The organism is Nocardia sp. NPDC052001 (assembly GCF_040680615.1).
Classification (GTDB): domain Bacteria; phylum Actinomycetota; class Actinomycetes; order Mycobacteriales; family Mycobacteriaceae; genus Nocardia.
Map to the genome: position 1 here is coordinate 23726 of NZ_JBFAXC010000021.1, position 16291 is coordinate 40016.

Annotated in this window: 17 protein-coding genes; 13 read left to right on the forward strand and 4 right to left on the reverse strand. The window is 65.7% G+C overall.

The window, feature by feature from the left end; genetic code table 11:
• Positions 1-34 precede the first annotated feature (34 nt).
• From AB0L82_RS42115 to AB0L82_RS42125, 3 genes are all read left to right on the forward strand, one after another.
• Positions 35-2095, forward strand: coding sequence for a CocE/NonD family hydrolase (locus tag AB0L82_RS42115; RefSeq protein ID WP_364650695.1), 2061 nt, complete (start codon positions 35-37; stop codon positions 2093-2095).
• 90 nt (positions 2096-2185) lie between these two features.
• Positions 2186-3595, forward strand: a complete 1410-nt coding sequence (locus tag AB0L82_RS42120) for a lipase family protein (protein ID WP_364650698.1) — start codon at positions 2186-2188, stop codon at positions 3593-3595.
• A gap of 254 nt (positions 3596-3849) precedes the next feature.
• A complete protein-coding gene (locus tag AB0L82_RS42125) occupies positions 3850-4917 on the forward strand; it encodes a Fic family protein (RefSeq protein WP_364650701.1) in 1068 nt (355 codons plus the stop codon).
• Positions 4918-4980: 63 nt separating this feature from the next.
• Here the strand turns inward: AB0L82_RS42125 and AB0L82_RS42130 are convergent, their stop codons facing one another.
• Positions 4981-5301 (reverse strand): hypothetical protein, encoded by a 321-nt coding sequence (locus tag AB0L82_RS42130; RefSeq protein WP_364650704.1) that lies wholly within the window; start codon positions 5299-5301, stop codon positions 4981-4983.
• A gap of 207 nt (positions 5302-5508) precedes the next feature.
• On the opposite strand from AB0L82_RS42130, the gene AB0L82_RS42135 reads away from it, so the two are divergent.
• Together AB0L82_RS42135 and AB0L82_RS42140 are read left to right on the forward strand one after the other, a co-directional pair.
• A complete protein-coding gene (locus tag AB0L82_RS42135; RefSeq protein WP_364650707.1) occupies positions 5509-6060 on the forward strand; it encodes an RNA polymerase sigma factor in 552 nt (183 codons plus the stop codon).
• Entirely contained in the window at positions 6057-6329 is a 273-nt protein-coding gene (locus AB0L82_RS42140) for a hypothetical protein (protein WP_364650710.1), read from the forward strand. Before AB0L82_RS42135 ends, AB0L82_RS42140 begins: the two co-directional genes overlap by 4 nt.
• A 46-nt stretch (positions 6330-6375) precedes the next feature.
• On the opposite strand, the gene AB0L82_RS42145 is transcribed toward AB0L82_RS42140, so the two are convergent.
• Together AB0L82_RS42145 and AB0L82_RS42150 are read right to left on the reverse strand one after the other, a co-directional pair.
• Complete coding sequence (locus AB0L82_RS42145; RefSeq protein WP_364650713.1) at positions 6376-6711, reverse strand: hypothetical protein; 336 nt, start codon at positions 6709-6711, stop codon at positions 6376-6378.
• Positions 6712-6832: 121 nt separating this feature from the next.
• On the reverse strand, positions 6833-8176 hold the full coding sequence (locus AB0L82_RS42150) for a hypothetical protein (protein ID WP_364650716.1): 1344 nt from the start codon (positions 8174-8176) through the stop codon (positions 6833-6835).
• A gap of 177 nt (positions 8177-8353) precedes the next feature.
• Here AB0L82_RS42150 and AB0L82_RS42155 point away from each other — a divergent pair, with 177 nt between their 5' ends.
• Positions 8354-8680 (forward strand): hypothetical protein, encoded by a 327-nt coding sequence (locus tag AB0L82_RS42155; protein WP_364650719.1) that lies wholly within the window; start codon positions 8354-8356, stop codon positions 8678-8680.
• A gap of 108 nt (positions 8681-8788) precedes the next feature.
• Here the strand turns inward: AB0L82_RS42155 and AB0L82_RS42160 are convergent, their stop codons facing one another.
• Positions 8789-8974: a hypothetical protein gene (locus tag AB0L82_RS42160; RefSeq protein ID WP_364650722.1), complete on the reverse strand. Its 186-nt coding sequence runs from the start codon at positions 8972-8974 to the stop codon at positions 8789-8791.
• A gap of 385 nt (positions 8975-9359) precedes the next feature.
• Here AB0L82_RS42160 and AB0L82_RS42165 point away from each other — a divergent pair, with 385 nt between their 5' ends.
• The 7 genes from AB0L82_RS42165 to AB0L82_RS42195 all read left to right on the forward strand — a co-directional run bounded on the left by AB0L82_RS42165 (position 9360) and on the right by AB0L82_RS42195 (position 16275).
• Complete coding sequence (locus AB0L82_RS42165; RefSeq protein WP_364650725.1) at positions 9360-10760, forward strand: hypothetical protein; 1401 nt, start codon at positions 9360-9362, stop codon at positions 10758-10760.
• Entirely contained in the window at positions 10757-11164 is a 408-nt protein-coding gene (locus tag AB0L82_RS42170) for a FixH family protein (protein ID WP_364650728.1), read from the forward strand. Before AB0L82_RS42165 ends, AB0L82_RS42170 begins: the two co-directional genes overlap by 4 nt.
• A 67-nt stretch (positions 11165-11231) precedes the next feature.
• Positions 11232-12353 carry a hypothetical protein gene (locus AB0L82_RS42175; RefSeq protein ID WP_364650731.1) on the forward strand — a complete coding sequence of 374 codons (1122 nt, stop codon included), beginning with the start codon at positions 11232-11234 and terminating at the stop codon, positions 12351-12353.
• Positions 12350-12889: a hypothetical protein gene (locus AB0L82_RS42180; protein WP_364650734.1), complete on the forward strand. Its 540-nt coding sequence runs from the start codon at positions 12350-12352 to the stop codon at positions 12887-12889. Before AB0L82_RS42175 ends, AB0L82_RS42180 begins: the two co-directional genes overlap by 4 nt.
• Positions 12890-13083: 194 nt before the next feature.
• Positions 13084-14307 (forward strand): oxygenase MpaB family protein, encoded by a 1224-nt coding sequence (locus tag AB0L82_RS42185; RefSeq protein WP_364650737.1) that lies wholly within the window; start codon positions 13084-13086, stop codon positions 14305-14307.
• Positions 14308-14402: 95 nt separating this feature from the next.
• On the forward strand, positions 14403-15053 hold the full coding sequence (locus AB0L82_RS42190) for a helix-turn-helix domain-containing protein (protein ID WP_364650740.1): 651 nt from the start codon (positions 14403-14405) through the stop codon (positions 15051-15053).
• Between the two features lie 127 nt (positions 15054-15180).
• On the forward strand, positions 15181-16275 hold the full coding sequence (locus AB0L82_RS42195; protein WP_364650743.1) for a GGDEF domain-containing protein: 1095 nt from the start codon (positions 15181-15183) through the stop codon (positions 16273-16275).
• The last annotated feature ends 16 nt before the right edge of the window (positions 16276-16291 follow it).

Genomic DNA, 16291 nt, shown 5'->3' on the forward strand with positions numbered 1-16291 from the left:
ACTCGAATGAATGTGGAGCGATATGAAATCGAGGGTGGGGGCAAGATTGTTCGCTCGAAAGGCGAGCGTGACGGTCATCGGCATCGCCGCGGTGACCCTGTTCGTCCAGCCGGTCTCGGCCGCCGATTCCGAATTCACCGGGATCGACGGCGGGCAGTACGCCGCCGCGTGGACCGCCGCGGTCGACGGCCCGCAACCGTACGCGCAGATCTTCCCGGACCTGGCCGAGCCGGTCACCCTGAGCGACGGGACGGTGATCAAACTCGATGTCACCCGGCCCGGGAACACCGGGCGGCCGGTGGACGCCAAACTGCCGACGATCGTGGAATTCGAGACCTACAGCAAGATCGCGATCAACCTGGCCTCGGTGCTGTTGCAGGTGCCCGGGGTGGAGAACGTCCTGCTGCCGTGGATCGGATCCATCGGAGCGCCCGCCGGATCCGGGCTCGAGGGACTCACCGATCTGAGCCAGCAGTTGCGGTCGGGTGCTTTGCAGACCTTTCTGCACAACTATGACCTGGTCAAAGCTGGATACAACATGGTGCACGTGGACATTCGCGGCACCGGGACGTCCCAGGGCAAGTGGCAGATGTTCGGGGACAAGGAGCGGCAGGACGCCGCCGAGGTGATCGACTGGATCACCAAGCAGCCGTGGAGCGACGGCAGTGTCGGGGTCAAGGGCACGTCGGCGACCGGTATCGCGGCACTGCGCTCGGCCGATCGCGGCAATCCGGCGATCAAGGCGGTCTTCACCTATATCGGCAGCGGGGACCTCGTCGATGACATCGTGGCACCGGGCGGCGCGGTAGGATTCGGGTTCGCCGCGTTCTGGCCGATGGTGGTGAACCTGGCCAAATTCGCGCCCGATGTGGAGTCGGTCATCGCGGGTAAGTTCGACCCGGAACAGCAGCTGAAGTGGTTGCAGGACAGGCTCGCCGACCCGTTGACGATGGTGGATGTGGTCGCCAACGCGTTCACCGCGATGAATACCGGCCAGCTCATGCCCAAGACCCGTGATCTGTTCGACCCGGACTCCGAGGTGCGCCGGGGGCTCAAGGCCGACAGTCAGAATGTCACCGCACCGAGCTTCATGGTCAGCGGCTGGTGGGATCTGTTCGGCAGCACGCCCACCGACACCTATCGGGCCATACCGCAAACCGCCGACCGGAAGAAACTCGTTGTCGGTGAGGGATTCCACGCGGGCGCGGGGATCAAGGGATTCGGCGATCCAGCGATGCCACCGCGCCTGGATGTGCTCCAGCGTGCGTGGTTCGACAAATGGCTCAAGGGAATCGACAACGGGATCGACCGATACAGCCCGGTCACGCTGAAGCAGCAGGGTGGCGGATGGATCTCCTCGGACACCTACCCGCAGGTCGGAAACGGCTACCGCCGTATGTATCTCGACGATCAGCGCACCGGCACCGCGAATTCGCTGTATGACGGCGGACTTTCGGGCGCACCGCGACAGGGCGCGGTCAATGATCTGACCGTCGCGCCGGGAATCCTCGGCGTGTGCTCCCGCGATACCGCGCGCATTCTGGCGGGCGTCCCGTCCATCGTCATGGCCTGCGGTGAGGACTCGCGGATCTGGGAGAACAACGGCTTGAGCTTCACCAGCGGCCCGGTCGCCGAACCGACGGTCATCTCCGGGGCCATCAGCGCGCATCTGAACACGGTGCTCGATCAACCCGACGGCTACTGGGTCGTCACCGTGAATGACGTGTCCCCGGACGGTCGTTCACGCGAGATCAGCTCGGGTCAGCTGGTGGCCTCGCTGCGCCAGATCGACGAATCCCGCAGCACCAGAACGGACAACGGCGACTTCACCCGGCCCGTCTACTTCCTCGACGTCGACAAGCGCCAAACCGTGACCCCGGGCGAGCCGCTGGTCCTCGATATCGCGATCGACCCCACCGACGCGGTCCTGCAACCCGGGCATCGCCTGCGCGTGGACGTCTACGCCAGCAATTTCCCGAAGGGCTTGCCGCCCATGCCGATTCTGGTCGACAGCAAGCTCGCGCCGCAGCATCTGCGACTGGATCCGGCCGAGCCCAGTTGGGTGAATATCCCGCTCAGCGCCGATATTCCGTAACGGCCCCACCACCTCCTCGGCACCGCGCATCGCATGGGGTATGCGCGGCGTCGAGGGCTTTCGTCCGTGCTCGAATCACCCGGAAGAATGATGACTACTCACCACATCACCGATGCGCGCCCACGGCACCATGTTTCAGCCCTGCTGCGGTTGTCCGCGCTCACCGGCGCTCTGGCGTTGACCGGCGCCTGCGTGCTGGCCGGGCTTCCGGCCGCCTCGGCCGACGACGCACCCGATCCCGTTGCGGCACAGTCCGCTCCGGCCGACACCTTCTACGATCCGCCCGCGGGCTATGAATCCACCACGCCCGGAACCATTCTCGCCAGTCGCGCGGTCCGCGCCGCAGCCCTCCCGTCGCTGCCGCTGGCGGTGAACGCCTGGCAGCTGCTATACCGCACCACCGACGCCGACGGCAACCCGTACGCCGCGGTCACCACCGTGCTGAGACCCGAAACCCGTTCCGGCCCTACCCGATTGCTCTCGGTGCAGGCGGCCTACGACTCCATCCAGCGTACCTGCATGCCCTCCTACACCATGACCGCCGGGGATCTCGCCTCCCCGCCACCGAGCGAAGCACTCGAAGCCGCGATCGCGCTGGATCGAGGCTGGACGGTATCGATTCCCGACCCGGGCGGCATCGACAACCGCTTCCTCACACCCCGCGTCATGGGATACACCGTGCTGGACGGGATTCGAGCCGCCGAAAACTTCAGCCCCCTCGGCCTCGACGGTGCCGCCACCCGCACCGCGCTGACCGGATACTCCGGCGGCGGCATCGGAACCAGCTGGGCCGCAGAGCTACACCCGTCCTACGCGCCGGAACTCAACATCGTGGGTGCCGTACTCGGCGCGCCGATCCCTGACCTCGCCGCGGCAATGCGATCGGTCAGCGGCCGCATCTCGGGCGGCCTGATCGCCGTCGGCGTCGCCGCAGTCATGTATGACTCCCCAGAATTCTCCGCCGCCCTCGACCGCTACCTGAAGCCGGGAGCCCGCGCGATCCTCGCCGCCGCCGGCCGCGAATGCGTCTCCGCCACAGTCTCGAAGAACCTCTTCATCAACGCCTCGGACCTGCTGACCGTGCCCCTGGATCAAGTGCTCTCGGACCCGGTAATCCACGCGACCATCGCCGACCGAGCCCGCGGCACCGCCACCCCCACCACACCGATGTACATCGTGAACGCCGTGAACGACGAGGTAAGCCCGATAGCGAAGGTCGATGCCCTGGTCGCCCGCTACTGCGCGGCCGGTGCGTCAGTGAGTTATGTCCGCGACGACCTCCCCGACCTCATCAGCGACCACAGCATCGAAGCCCTCACCAGCGTCGGCGGCTCCTTCACCTGGCTGGACCGCGCCATGAACTCCGACACCCCGAACCCACCCACCTGCCAAACCACCACCGTCCCCTCCACCTTCACCGACGGCTCCTGGTCCACCCAACTCCCCGCATTCACCCAGAGCCTGGCACGAGTACTACTGAGTCAGTCCCTCGGCCAATAGCTTTCGCCCACTACGAATCTGCTTGGTGCCGATATCCCGAAGCAGTCCGAAACCTCCTCAGCTCCGTGGCGTCCACGGGTGCCGAGGAGGTTTTCGTTGGTTGCTCAAATCGACAGGCGGGACGGCCTGCGCAAATCGTCGAGCAAGCCTCCACACTTGACGTAATGATTATGTCATTCTATTGTTGGATCATGCTGTTTCCTACGCCTGCGCTGACGTCTGCCGACAGCCGTGTCTTAGCCGAGGTAGATCGTATGCGCGACCAGCTGCGCCACGAGGTTCAGGCCAAACCTGGCAAGTGGGCGGGTGGTCTCCGGAAGTTCCTCACTGCGGACTCTGTTGCAGCGTCCAACTCGATCGAGGGATTCAAAGTCTCCACTGTCGATGTGGAAGACCTCATCGCAGGTGAGCGAGATGTCGAGGTCTCGGAGGAAAACAAGGCCGAGACGCTCGCCTACGAGCGAATGATGACCTACATTCAGACACTCCATAACGTTGAAGATTTCGCGTACAGCAAGGGTTTTCTCAACGGACTGCATTGGATGTTGCAGGGGCACAGGCACACTGAGCGCCGCCCAGCGGGGCAATGGCGGCCGGGTCCGGTGTATGTCACCGACGCCCGTGACCCGAGCATCGCTGCCTACACGGCCCCCGCCGCCGATCAGGTGCCCGATCTAATGGGAGAACTCGTCGACTGGCTCAACGTCGATGATGGGACGCACGCTCTCGTGCGTGCGGCGATGGCACATTTGCACCTGGTTTCCATCCATCCGTGGGCTGACGGCAATGGCCGAATGTCCCGATCCCTGCAGACGCTGATGATCGCTCGCGAAGGTGTTCTCGCACCGGAGTTCTCGTCGATCGAGGCGTGGCTTGGCAGGCCCGGCAATACATGGGAGTACTACCAGGTACTCGGCCGTCGCGGCAGCACTTATCGTCCGGATCAGGATGTCTCCGAATGGATTCGGTTCAACCTGACCGCCTACCATCAGCAGGCTCAAACTGTGCACGCTCGCTGGGTTCGGTCCGGAACGGTGTGGGCGAGGCTGGAAGAGTATGTCGCCGGTACTCACTTGGATGAACGGGTCATCAGCGCCCTACATGATGTCGCGATGTCCGGCAGGGTGCGCCGTACCCGCTATGAACAATCGGAAGGGCTGAGTTTGCAGCAGGCGCAGCGCGACCTGCGCGATCTGGTGGCGCTTCGCGTGCTCGAGCCGGTCGGTAAAACGCGAGCTCGCTTCTACACCGCTGGACCTGCCTATCCGGCAACGGCATTGGAGGTCGCCGGTACTCCGACCACGCTCGATAATCCCTACTGAATTACCGCCGTTGACCAGCGCGGCCCCGGCGGTAGATGCCGGGGCCGCGTGAACGTTGTCGCGCTAGGCTCCGACGGCCGACCAGCCCCAGTAGGTGCCCGAGGTGCCTCCGGGGACAGTGGCGATCGGGTCGCCGGTGCAGTCCTTGGTGCCGAAGACCAGCAGGTTGCGGGAGCTGCGGTTGTCGAAGTGGATGTCGCGGGGGAATCCGCTGGCCCAGCAGGAGTTGAGATCGCTCAGCTCCAGGGTGTTGTCGACGATCACGACCTGGCGGCCGTCGCCCGCTCCGAATGAGCCGGTGGGCAGGGCCGATGCCATTGGAGCAGCGAAGGATACCGCGGTGAGCGCGAGAGCGCTTGCGGCAGAACGCAATACGAATGTCATGGGATGACCCTATCGAAGTCGGATTCGGGGCTCGGGGGCAGGGGCTCCCAATGGTGAATCCTTTCGGCGGTTGAGCGCTCTTATGGGTGTGCGTCCACCCGGGCGCGCATCGAGGAAGGGAACTCATGACCATAGGGATTGTCGCCGTGGTGATCGCGGCCGTATCGGTGTGTAGTTGCGTGGTGTTGGTGCGAAGGAGGCGGGCGCGTGGCTAGGTATGGCGCATGGCCGGGGGAGCAGGTGGTCGCGGCTGCCCGGGAAGGGGACGAGGCGTCGATCGCGGCACTGGTGTCGGGGGCGCATCCCCATGTGCGACGGTTCGCGTTCTCGCTGTGCGCGAGCAGTCAGGATGCCGAGGACGCGGCGCAGGAAGCGCTGATCGTGCTGTACCGCAAGATCGGAACCCTGCGGGCGACCGGGGCGCTGGCCTCGTGGATGTTCCGCATCGTGCGCAATGAATGTCTGCGGCGGGTGGCTGATCTGGCGCGCCGCGGTGAACCCGAGGTCGAGTTGTGCGTCTCCTCGGCCGAGGACGATGTGCTGGCTCGGCTCGAGGTGGAGCGGGTGGCCGCGGCCATCGCGGCATTGCCGCCCGATCAACGCCGGGTGCTGATCATGCGTGATGTGCAGGGATTGCCGGGCGGGACGGTGGCCGATGCGGTCGGATTGAGCACGGCGGCAATGAAATCCCGGTTGCATCGGGCGCGCGCGGCGGTGCGCTCCGCACTCGATTTCCCGAGTGCGGAGGCACCGCGATGAGCGCTCCAGTCCGGTCGGGCGAGCCGTCCTTCGCCAGCCGATCCCTCTCGGCACACCTGGTGCGCGGCCTCATCGGATTCGGCTCGCTTCTCGGATCACTCGCGCTGACACCGATTCTCGGTCTCGGCGCGCTCCTGTTGCTGCCGGTCGGGCTGGTGGCCCTGCGCGGCTGCCCGATGTGCTGGCTGATCGGCTTGGCGCAGACGATCTCCGGCGGTCGCCTGCGTCGAGACTGCACCGGCGACTCGTGCAATCTGGTCATCCGGTGAGCGTCGGCGTGTAGGGAGCCGGCGGTGAAAGGCGTTCGGCGTCGGTTCAGGCCGGGATCTGTGCCCCGAGGGCCGCGCCCGCGCTCGCGCCGACGGTGGCTCCGATCGCTCCGCCCACCACGCCGCCGATCCCGACCCCGACGATCGTGCCGACCGGGCAGACGGGCGCGGTGACCGCACAGGCGAACGCGCCGCCCAGCACCGCGCCCACGCCCACCCCGACCACAGTCCCCACCACGGTGCCGACCTGCTCACCGACCAGCGCCTGCGTCTGGCCCGCGGCAACCGGTTCGGGCGTGGGGGTTTCGGCCTGCGCGAGTCCGGCTCCGGTTCCGATGAGCGCGGCGCTGATGGCCGCCGCGGCCGCGATCCTGCGAATCATGGTGCACTCCTGAGTTTTCCGGCAGTGCACCGATCGTGAGCCGCGGACGACCCGCAGGTGCGGCGATTACGCCGAGACCGTGCACATGCACAGTCCGGGCTTGACTTCGGCCTCGCGGTCGTTACGGGTCGAGTCCGTGAATGATGAAGTCCACGTGTGGGTTTCCGTTGTAGTCACCGATGGCCGCGCGGATATCGAAGGTGGTGCCGGACTGGTCGAGGATGAAGACATAGACCTTCGGCGTGGTGGCGGTGCCGGTGTTATCGGTGGTGTAGTTCGCGTACGCCTGCTCGGAGTTGCCGTCGAAGGAGATCCGCATCGCCTGGCCCTGCGGGTTGTACGGTGAGAAATAGACTTTGACGCCCGCGAAGGGCACGCCGTTTCCCTTGCCGTACTTGACCGAGAGCGGCGCCGTCGGCACCCAGTCGTGGCCGATACCGCCACCGTGCACGGTCTGGTTGTTACCGGAAAGGATGGTCAGCACGTTGTCGGTGGGATTCGCGGGCGCGGCGTTGTTCCACAGTGCTGCCGCGGTGGTGTTCGGATCATTGCCGGAGTACACGGCCAGGGTTCCGTTGTCGTCGAGGTTGGCCACGTAGCTGCCCTGCGCGCGAGCCTTGCCCGAAATCGCCCAGTACAGGCCTTGATTGTGGCCCGGATCGGTGCCCTTGTAGACGCACAGATTGCCATCGGTCTGCATGATCGCGAAGCAGGGGAACGCCGGTTTGGTGATCTTGTTGCTCCAGTACTGCTGCGTGCCACCCTGGATCGGATTTCCCGGCTGAGTGCCGCACACCAGCGCGAACGTGCCGGTCTCGGTCAGCGTGATCCCGTATTTCCCGTTGGCGGAAGGCAATACGATGCCGCGCGAAATCCATTGCCCGGCTTGCAGACTGTGACCGCTGGTGACCCGCTGCGCCTGATAGCTCTGCGCCGACTGCCACGTGATGAACGCGGGATTGAATCCATTGTCCGGAACCACCCCCTCCGGAGCCGAACCGATCTGTAGGTTCCCATCCGGCGCGAACACCGCCCAGTATTTCGGCCCGGCCCCCTTCTGCCACGTATTCGTGGCCCAACAGGGTCCGTGGTTGTCGGAGGGCCCGGTACCCCGATAGATGACGAAGTTGCCATCATTTTGAATGGTGGCGAAGTACTGCCCGTTGGTCTGCGCGGGATTGAACTTCCAACTCTTGTCGATATGCGCCGCCCCGGCGTCGCCGACCACCGAATAGTAGGGCTGATTCGGATCGATATCGGCATACGCGCCCCCGGTCGCCCCGGGCTTGGCGAAGTAGAACCGCAAGTCCCCGTTGGCCTGCAGCACCGCATAGAACCCGTTCAACGGGCCCTGTTTGAAGAAATAGTCTCCAACCCGTAGATATCCCCCCATATCCACCGCGGACCCCTTGTTCACCCCCGCCGCGGGCAGCAGATTCCCACTGTTCAAACTGGTTGTACTCATCGGCATCTCGCTTCATCCTCGCCGACCATGCTGGGCTTCGATCGTCCGGCGGTCCCCACGCCCAGGTCAAGCGCTCGCCCCGAAATCCGATCCCGCACAAGGCAAGTCGCTCGCGACGCGCCGATACTCGGTCATATCTCCGTGGCAAGGGCATCATGTGGGCTTATGAAACCAACGGTGACCGATGAAGAGATTCAAGCCGTGGCCGCGACGGCGAAACCGTACAGTCTGGTGCTGCTGCACTGGGGTCCGAACCGAACAATGGACGGCGCCAACGCAATAGAACTCGAACACCAGCGCCGCATGGTCTCCCTCCGCGCCGACGGCATAATCGCCGTCCTGTGCCCGGTGGCCTCCGACACCGTCGCGGGCGTCGCGATCATGACTGTCTCGGTGGACGAAGCCACGAAGCTCATAGCCGAAGATCCTTGCGTCCAAGCCGGAATGCTGATCCCCGAGGTACACCTGTGCCACGGCTTCCCCGGCGACACCATCCCGGCGTAAGCGCCGCTGTGGCACAGTGCCACCCGTGCTGGTCGAGGTGGCACCGTGTCTCTCCTTCAGGTGGGCGCTACACACTGCTGACGTTTGCGTAGCGTGGATGCGGCCGGACTACTTGCGCGCGGTGAGCGCGGATTCGTAACCTCGGTCGTATCCGTCCCACTGGCCCTGCCGGTAGTCGCCATTACCTGCCAATTGTGTTGCGGCAGTGAAAGCCCTGGGCAGTTCGGCGTCGCCGTCCTTGAAACCTGCCCGATAGCCCTCGCGATAGCCGCGCGTGTATGCCGGTGTCTGCATATCGGCTCTCCTGATTGCGAGAATCGATCCCGGTATCGATATGGGTGGAAGATATGAAAGCGCATGTTGAACGGCCGCCTGTGGGTCGGCGACCCCGCGTGCATTTTCCCCATGCACGGAATACCACGTGCGATTCGAGTATCGCATAAATTCTGCGTGTCTGTCTCCGGAGTGGCGATGAATTGCTGTAATCGTCTGTGGCCAGGCCGGTTTCGCGGGGAGACCGCGTTGCGTGTTCCCGCGACCATCGACCGCCATCGGGGGCTTCTCGGGGTGGCATCCCTCTGTAGAGGGATTCGAGACCGGTGGTTGTTTCGGTAGCTTCGGAACAGTGCGGTTGCCGTTGACATTTCGCCCGCGGGGCGCTGGTCTGATCGTCGGGGTGGTGGGGATATGGCTGTTGTCGGTGCTCGGGGCCGGACCGGCGCGGGCCGATGGCGCGGTGAGCGGGGGTGATGTGACGGTGGCGCAGTCGCTCGGCGACCGGGAGTTGACGGTGATCGTGCGGCGCGCCGAACCCGGGCCGCTGCGAGTGGATCTCGTGACCCATGCCGGAACACCGGCGGGCACGCTGACGCTCGGGGTGGCCGCCGCCGATCGTGCCGGTGACGCCGGATCTGCCACGGTGCAGCTCACCGATCAGGCGGGTCCGTATCCGGTGACGCTGCGGGTGGATCACGCCGGACCCTGGGAACTGACGATATTCGACGGGGAACGCACCGCGCGCATTCCGTTCCTGGTCTACGGCCGCGTGGTAACCCCGTGGGAGCGTGCGGCTTACGGAGGTTTCTGCACCGCCGGGGCCATGCTGCTGGTGGCTCTGGGCACCGCGTTGATCTCGCGGCGCGGATGGGTGACGCTGCTGCCCGCGGGCGCGTTCCTGGTCGCGCTCACGGTCGGGGTGACCGGGGCCGTGCTGTCGGGCTACGCGCCCGCACCGCGTGCGGCGGGCAGCCTGCTCGATCCCACCTCGGACAATGTGGGCGATCCCTTTCCTGAGCGGGACCTGCCGCGAACAGTCAATTACTCACGGCCGCCGGTGAATATGGCGGTGCAGGCGAACGATCCCGCCGATATCCTTCTGGCGCTGACCGATTCGGCGACCGGCCGTCCCGTGGACGATCTGCTCGTCAACGATGACGCACTGCTGCATCTGATGGTGGTCGGGCCGGACGGGCGGCTGTGGCATCGCCATCCGATCCGGGTCGCGCCCGGCGACTATCGAATCTCGCTGCGCGGCGGGCAATCCGGTGAGTACGCGTTCGCGGCCGAGATCGCGCGGCGCGGCGGCGGCGTGCAATTGCTGAGGGTGGCGGCGAGGTTGGACGCTGCGGTTGCCGCACCAGCCATACCGACTGTGTCCGGAGAACTCGGAACGACCGCGCCCGGTGATCCCCTCCCTCCCGGTGCGACGCTCACGGTGAGCGATCCGGTGGCGGGCGAACCCGCAACGCTCACCGCACGATTCGGCGGCGGGGCAGATCTACAACTGTGGCTCGGCATGGTCGGCCATCTCATCGCGGTCGGCCCGCTGCCCGAGCGGACGCCGACCGGCAGCGCCGCCGCGACCGCGCCGATCTGGGCGCACGCGCACGCCATGGCCCCACTGCCGCCCGCGGGTGCGCAGCCCGCCGACGAGACCGTCACGAAGTACGGACCGACTGTCGATTTCACCTTCACATTCGCGCTACCGGGCCGATATCTGGTCTGGGCGCAGGCCGAGCGCGGCTACGGCGTCCTGACGCTGCCCGCGGTCGTCGATGTCCGGATGGGAGCTCCACGATGACCGCGCGCCGGGCGATAGTCGCGATGGCCGCCATAGTCATTGCCGCGCTGGCGGTCTGGTGGCTGTGGCCCGATGGCGGCGGTGCGTCGGTGTCGCGAATGGCGGCCGGACCGTATCAGGTGGCCTTGAGTGTCGCCGGGGACGGCGCACGGACCGGAGACAATACGGTCGATCTCGAAATCCGCACGGCGCAAGGCGATCCCGCCGCACCCGAGAAGGTGATCGTGGCACCGGCCATGCCGCAGATGGGTCATGCGCTGCCGACCGCCATCGCGACCGCCACCGGTCCGGGACGCTATCGCGCCGGGGTGAACCTGCCCATGCCCGGGCAATGGGAGATCACCGTACAACTGTCCGGTCCGCAGGGAACGGGGTCGGCCACCTTCTCCGTTCGTGCCAATTGATTACTCAGCCAGTCGATCTCATAGTCAGCCAATTCCGCAGCCGATCGATCACCTCGAGGAGACCGCAATGGACCTCACCGCAGACGGTGGCGGGCGCACTGCCACCGCGTCCACCCCGCTCGTCGTCAAACCCTGGATACCCGCGGCGATCCTGTTCGCCGCCGCGGCCACCTTCGCCATCGGATCCACTTGGGATATCCAGTGGCACGCCGATGTCGGTCCCGACACCTTCTTCACCCTGCCGCACCTGTTCATCTACGCCAGCGCCGCGGTCGCCGGATTCACCGGTCTCGCGGTCATTCTGCACACCACCGCGGCCGGGCGAGCCGGGCGCGAGGTGGACCCCGCACTGGGCGGACCGGGTATCGGGGTGTTCGGCCGCACCTTCACCGCACCGCTCGGGTATCTGGTCGCCGCGCTCGGTGCGGCCTCGTTCCTGCTCTACGGACTGTGGGACCTCTGGTGGCACAGCCTCTACGGCTTCGACGCGGTCATCGACTCACCCCCGCATATCGGTCTCTTCCTGTCCAGCACGGTCATATCGGTGGGCACGGTCATCGTGTTCGCGGCCGCGCGCGGGCAGCGCTGGGGTGAGATCGGCGCGCTGGTCTCGCTCGCGCACCTGCTGACCTCGAGCACGGTCACCGCGCTGGCGGTGCAGCGACTGAGCCAGGGCACCGTGCGCTGGACCGTCGCGGTCACCGCGTTCATGGCGATTCTGCTGCTGATCGCGGGTGCGGCGTTCCGGCGCGGTGGCGCGACGGGTGTGGCGGTGTTCGCCTCCGCCATTCAGGGTGTGTTCTGGTGGTTCGCGCCATGGGCCGCGCGCGCCTACGCCGATTTCGTGGGATTGCCGCTGCGCGAACATATTCGGAGCATTCCGACCACCCCGGCGCTGATACCGTTCTGCCTGATCCCGGTGGGGATCGTGCTCGATCTCCTCCTGCGCCGCACCACCGCCCCGGCCCGGCTGTTGCCGCTGCTGGCCGGTGCGATCGGCGGCGCGATCATCGCCGTGCTGTCCTTCGAGCAGAACACGCTCATCTACGACGCGCACTGGCCGCTGTCATCCATCGTCACCGGAACCACCATCGCCGGAGCCGTTTTGGGCGCGCTCGGCGGATTCCTCGGACACAGATTCGGCGCGATGCTGCGCCTGACCGCGCCCGCACCGGAGGTGCACGCATGATCCGCCGCTTGGCTCCCTTGGCCGCCTTCGTACTCGCGCTGTGCTGCGCGCTCATCGCCACCACCGGCACCGCCGCCGCCTACCAACCGGTCAATATCGTGCACACCGAGAACGTCCGCGTCGGCCCGTACAACCTGACCGTCGGCTTCAGCGAATGGCCTTTGCGCGCAATGCAATCGCTGGACTTCACCTTCGTCCCCGACGGCGGCACCGAGGGCATGACCGGCAAGCTCACCACGGTGCAGCCCAATGGCAAGGTGCGCCGCTCGGAACCCCTCTCGCACCACCCGCGCAAACGCGAGGACTGGGGCCTGGACGTGCGATCCCTGGACAAGGACGGCACCTGGACCTTCCGCTTCGCCCTGGACGGTCCCCGCGGCCACGGCGAAGGCGAACTCCGCGATCTCGCCGTCCTACCCCAGCCCGGCCCACCCCTCAGCGTGAGCTGGGCCGTCAGCAGCCTGCCGCTACTGGGTCTGATCGCCTTCCTCGCCTATGCCTGGCGGCGTAGCGACAGGACCGCTGCTACCCGCTGAGCCCAGGTCGAGGCGGTTGAGCAGGTTCTGGATCAGGACATAGGGATTCATCGATTCGAGCCTTCTCTGGATCCACCCGCAGGTGGAAGGTGTTGTGCCGCAATCGGTTGTGATGGCGGTAACAATGTGCTGTCATGAAGATACAGGGAAACACGGATTGTGTCTCTGTATCTCTCGACGATGAGGATTCGATGATGGACGCACACCACCTCAGCCGCCGCGACGCATTGCGCACCGGTGGAGGGCTATTGGGAGTGGTCGGCGCAATGGCGCTGACCGCGCGGACCGCTCGGGCGGAGCCGTGGAAATGGTCGCCCGCCGATTCGGTGGTGGGCAGCGGTGACGGCGCAGATCCCATGACGATGTTCGATCCGGACGCGGACTCGGTACTGGCCGATGTCATCGATCACTACGATGTGCCCGAGGTCAACAGACTGCTGGCGACGTGGGTCTACAACGATCAACCCGTACCCGCCGGACTGCCGAAAGGGTTGGCGGAGTTCATCGAATCCGCTCGGCAGCTGCCCTCCTGGGCCGATCAGGGCAAGCTGGCCAGCTCCTTCGAATTCACCAAGAAGCGTGGGCTCTACCTCGGGGTGCTGTACGCGTTCGCCAGCGGCATGATGTCCACGGTCATCCCGCACGAGGCGCTCGCGGTGTACTACTCCCGAGGCGGCTCGCACCTGAAGGACCGCATCGCCAAGACCGCGAAATTCGGCTACGACATCGGCACGGTCAACGCCTACGGCGCCGGTGGCGAAATGATCGTGACCTGCGTGAAGACCCGGATCATCCACGCCTCGGTGCGGCATCTGCTGCCGCGCTCACCGTATTGGCCCGACGGGGTCACCCCGATCAGCCAGGACGATCTGATGGTCACCTGGCACAGTTTGGCGACCACCATCATGCGCACGCTCACCGCGTGGCGAATGCCCATGCCCGCCGCGGAATCCGAAGGCTACCTGCACAGTTGGCAGCTCGCCGGGCATATGCTCGGCATCCGCGACGAATACCTGCCCGCCACCTGGGAGCAGGCCAACGTGCAGGCCGCACAGCAACTCGACCCCATCCTCGCGCCGACCGCGGAGGGTAAGGATCTGGCCAATCAACTGCTGAACTTGGGCGCGAACCTCGACCTGACGCTGCTGAGCCGGGGCGTGCTGGGCGCGTTCACCCGATTCATCATGGGGGACAAGGTCGCCGACTGGCTCGCCATCCCGCGCGAACCGGTGTGGAGTCCGCTGCTGGAGGTCGCGTGGGGTCCATTCGTGGCCGTGCGCGAGGGCGTGCTGTCGGTGGCCCCGGTGGTGGACGCTCCGTACTGGATGTTCGACGAATTCCTGCGCCAGTTCGCGATGTGGTACATGGCCGAGCTCCGCATGCCGTTGAGTATTGAGATTCCGCTGACCAACCGGTAATCGAATCCGATTGGTGCCCCTGGCGATTCACTCGCGATGCAATGAAACAGCTAACGTAGCTGCGTACCATAGGCGATCGATCTCAGGAGGACACCGTGGAAGCTGTGCCGCCCGCGGCCGGGAAATCCCTCATCGAACGCGTCTATCTGGAGGCGGTACAGCCGGGCGACGACACCGATCGGATTCGCGCCCGTGTGCTCGACGCGGCCGCGGAACAGTTCCGGCACTGGGGAATTCAGCGCTCGACCATGGAGGACGTGGCCCGGCGGGCGGGAGTCTCCCGCATTACGGTCTACCGCCGTTTCCCCACCAAGGAAGATCTGGTCGAGCACGTGATCCTGCGGGAGTTCCGCGGCTACTTCGACACGTTCCTGGTCGATATCGCCGCTGCGGCCACCCCGGCCGATCGTGTCGTCGCCGGATTCGTGAGCTCGCTGCGTACCCTGCGCGGCAACCCTCTGATCGGCACTCTGATCACCGCCGAACCCGATCAGTTCACCAGCTCGCTGATCGGCGACGGCGGCCGGGCGGTGGCGATGGTCCGCGAGTTCGTCGCCAACCAGCTCGGTGCGGAACAGCGGGCGGGAACGATCTCGGCGGAGTTGAACACCCAGCTGATCGCAGAGGTGATGGTCCGAATCTGCGCGTCTTTCCTGGCGATTCCGAGCCAGCTCGTCGATCTCGAGGATGAGGAGCAGCTCGCTCGGATCGCCCGCCAGTTCCTGGTCCCCATGCTCGAACTGTGACCTGGCACACGATTCTTCGATCGCTGTCATAGGCCGTGCGTACACTGCGGTAATCCGGCCGGAGGTGGTGTGGGCGGACGTTGATCGATAAAGCAGGAGGGTTCGTTCCGCACCGAGGGGGCCGGACATGCTCGTTGATCTGCGCTTGGTTCGTGACTGGTGGCGTGAGGACGTCGACTACCGATGGGTGGTCGACGCGATCGACGCCCGATCGGCATTGGACGGCCTCCGGGTCGCGGTAGGTCTGTGTGGTCTGGCCGCACCGATCATCGCCGTACTGACCGTGCTGTCTCCGACGCGGCCGATGGATTCCACATCGCGAATGCTGTTGTGGCTATTGGCCGGGGTCGGTGTGGTGTGGTGTGCGCGCTGGTGGTTTCGGCCGTGGCCGGGGGAGACCGAATCGCTGGTGCTCATCGGAATCGCCGATGTCTGCGTGACGGCGGTGTGCGCGGTGAGTCCCGGATATGTCGTGCGCGCGGTCGGGATGATGATGTTGTTGATCATCGGCATCTATGTCAGCGCGCTGCACAGTCCGAGAGTGCTTGCCGTGCAGACGGTTTGGTCGCTGCTCGCCGCGGTTCTGCTATCGATCCCGCTGGTGCGCGGCGGCGACATCACCTCCGCGATGATCATGCTCCTGGGTATGTCGGCGGCGGTCATCGTGCCGCCGGGCCTGCAATTCTGCTACTCGCTGCTTCGCGGCGAAATGCTCTCCGACCCGTTGACCGGGCTGCTGAGCAGGCGCGGCTTGGACTATCACGCCGCGATCTGGTTCTCTCGGCCCGCACCGGCCCCGGCCTGCGTGCTGATGATCGACCTCGACCGTTTCAAAGCCGTCAACGACACCCACGGCCATTCGGGGGGCGATGAGGTCCTGATCTCCACCGCCGACCGGCTACGCCGGACCGCGCCCGCGGACAGCATCGTGTCGCGTTTCGGCGGAGAGGAATTCGCGATCATCGTGCGCCTGCCGGTAGATCCGGCCGCAGAGGTGGCCGATCGACTACGCCGCGCCGTCGCCGAACCGACCGGAGCCATTGCCGTCACCGCCAGCATCGGATTGGCTCCTTTCCCGGCTTGCGGCGGCCCGACCCGCCATGACGATCTGGTTCGCCGAACCCTCTGCTGCGCCGACAATGCGATGTATCGCGCAAAACAGCAGGGCGGCAATGCGATCGTTATTGCCGAAATTCGGAACCTATCCGAAACGCCGGGGTGAACCTACCCGCCGGGTG

Bases quoted from the DNA above. Each gene is read 5' to 3' on its own strand.
- AB0L82_RS42120 (WP_364650698.1), top strand. From the start codon at position 2,186: ATGACTACTCACCACATCACCGATGCGCGCCCACGGCACCATGTTTCA.
- AB0L82_RS42125 (WP_364650701.1), top strand. From the start codon at position 3,850: ATGCGCGACCAGCTGCGCCACGAGGTTCAGGCCAAACCTGGCAAGTGG.
- AB0L82_RS42130 (WP_364650704.1), bottom strand. From the start codon at position 5,301: ATGACATTCGTATTGCGTTCTGCCGCAAGCGCTCTCGCGCTCACCGCG.
- AB0L82_RS42140 (WP_364650710.1), top strand. From the start codon at position 6,057: ATGAGCGCTCCAGTCCGGTCGGGCGAGCCGTCCTTCGCCAGCCGATCC.
- AB0L82_RS42145 (WP_364650713.1), bottom strand. From the start codon at position 6,711: ATGATTCGCAGGATCGCGGCCGCGGCGGCCATCAGCGCCGCGCTCATC.
- AB0L82_RS42150 (WP_364650716.1), bottom strand. From the start codon at position 8,176: ATGAGTACAACCAGTTTGAACAGTGGGAATCTGCTGCCCGCGGCGGGG.
- AB0L82_RS42160 (WP_364650722.1), bottom strand. From the start codon at position 8,974: ATGCAGACACCGGCATACACGCGCGGCTATCGCGAGGGCTATCGGGCA.
- AB0L82_RS42170 (WP_364650728.1), top strand. From the start codon at position 10,757: ATGACCGCGCGCCGGGCGATAGTCGCGATGGCCGCCATAGTCATTGCC.
- AB0L82_RS42175 (WP_364650731.1), top strand. From the start codon at position 11,232: ATGGACCTCACCGCAGACGGTGGCGGGCGCACTGCCACCGCGTCCACC.
- AB0L82_RS42180 (WP_364650734.1), top strand. From the start codon at position 12,350: ATGATCCGCCGCTTGGCTCCCTTGGCCGCCTTCGTACTCGCGCTGTGC.
- AB0L82_RS42185 (WP_364650737.1), top strand. From the start codon at position 13,084: ATGGACGCACACCACCTCAGCCGCCGCGACGCATTGCGCACCGGTGGA.
- AB0L82_RS42195 (WP_364650743.1), top strand. From the start codon at position 15,181: ATGCTCGTTGATCTGCGCTTGGTTCGTGACTGGTGGCGTGAGGACGTC.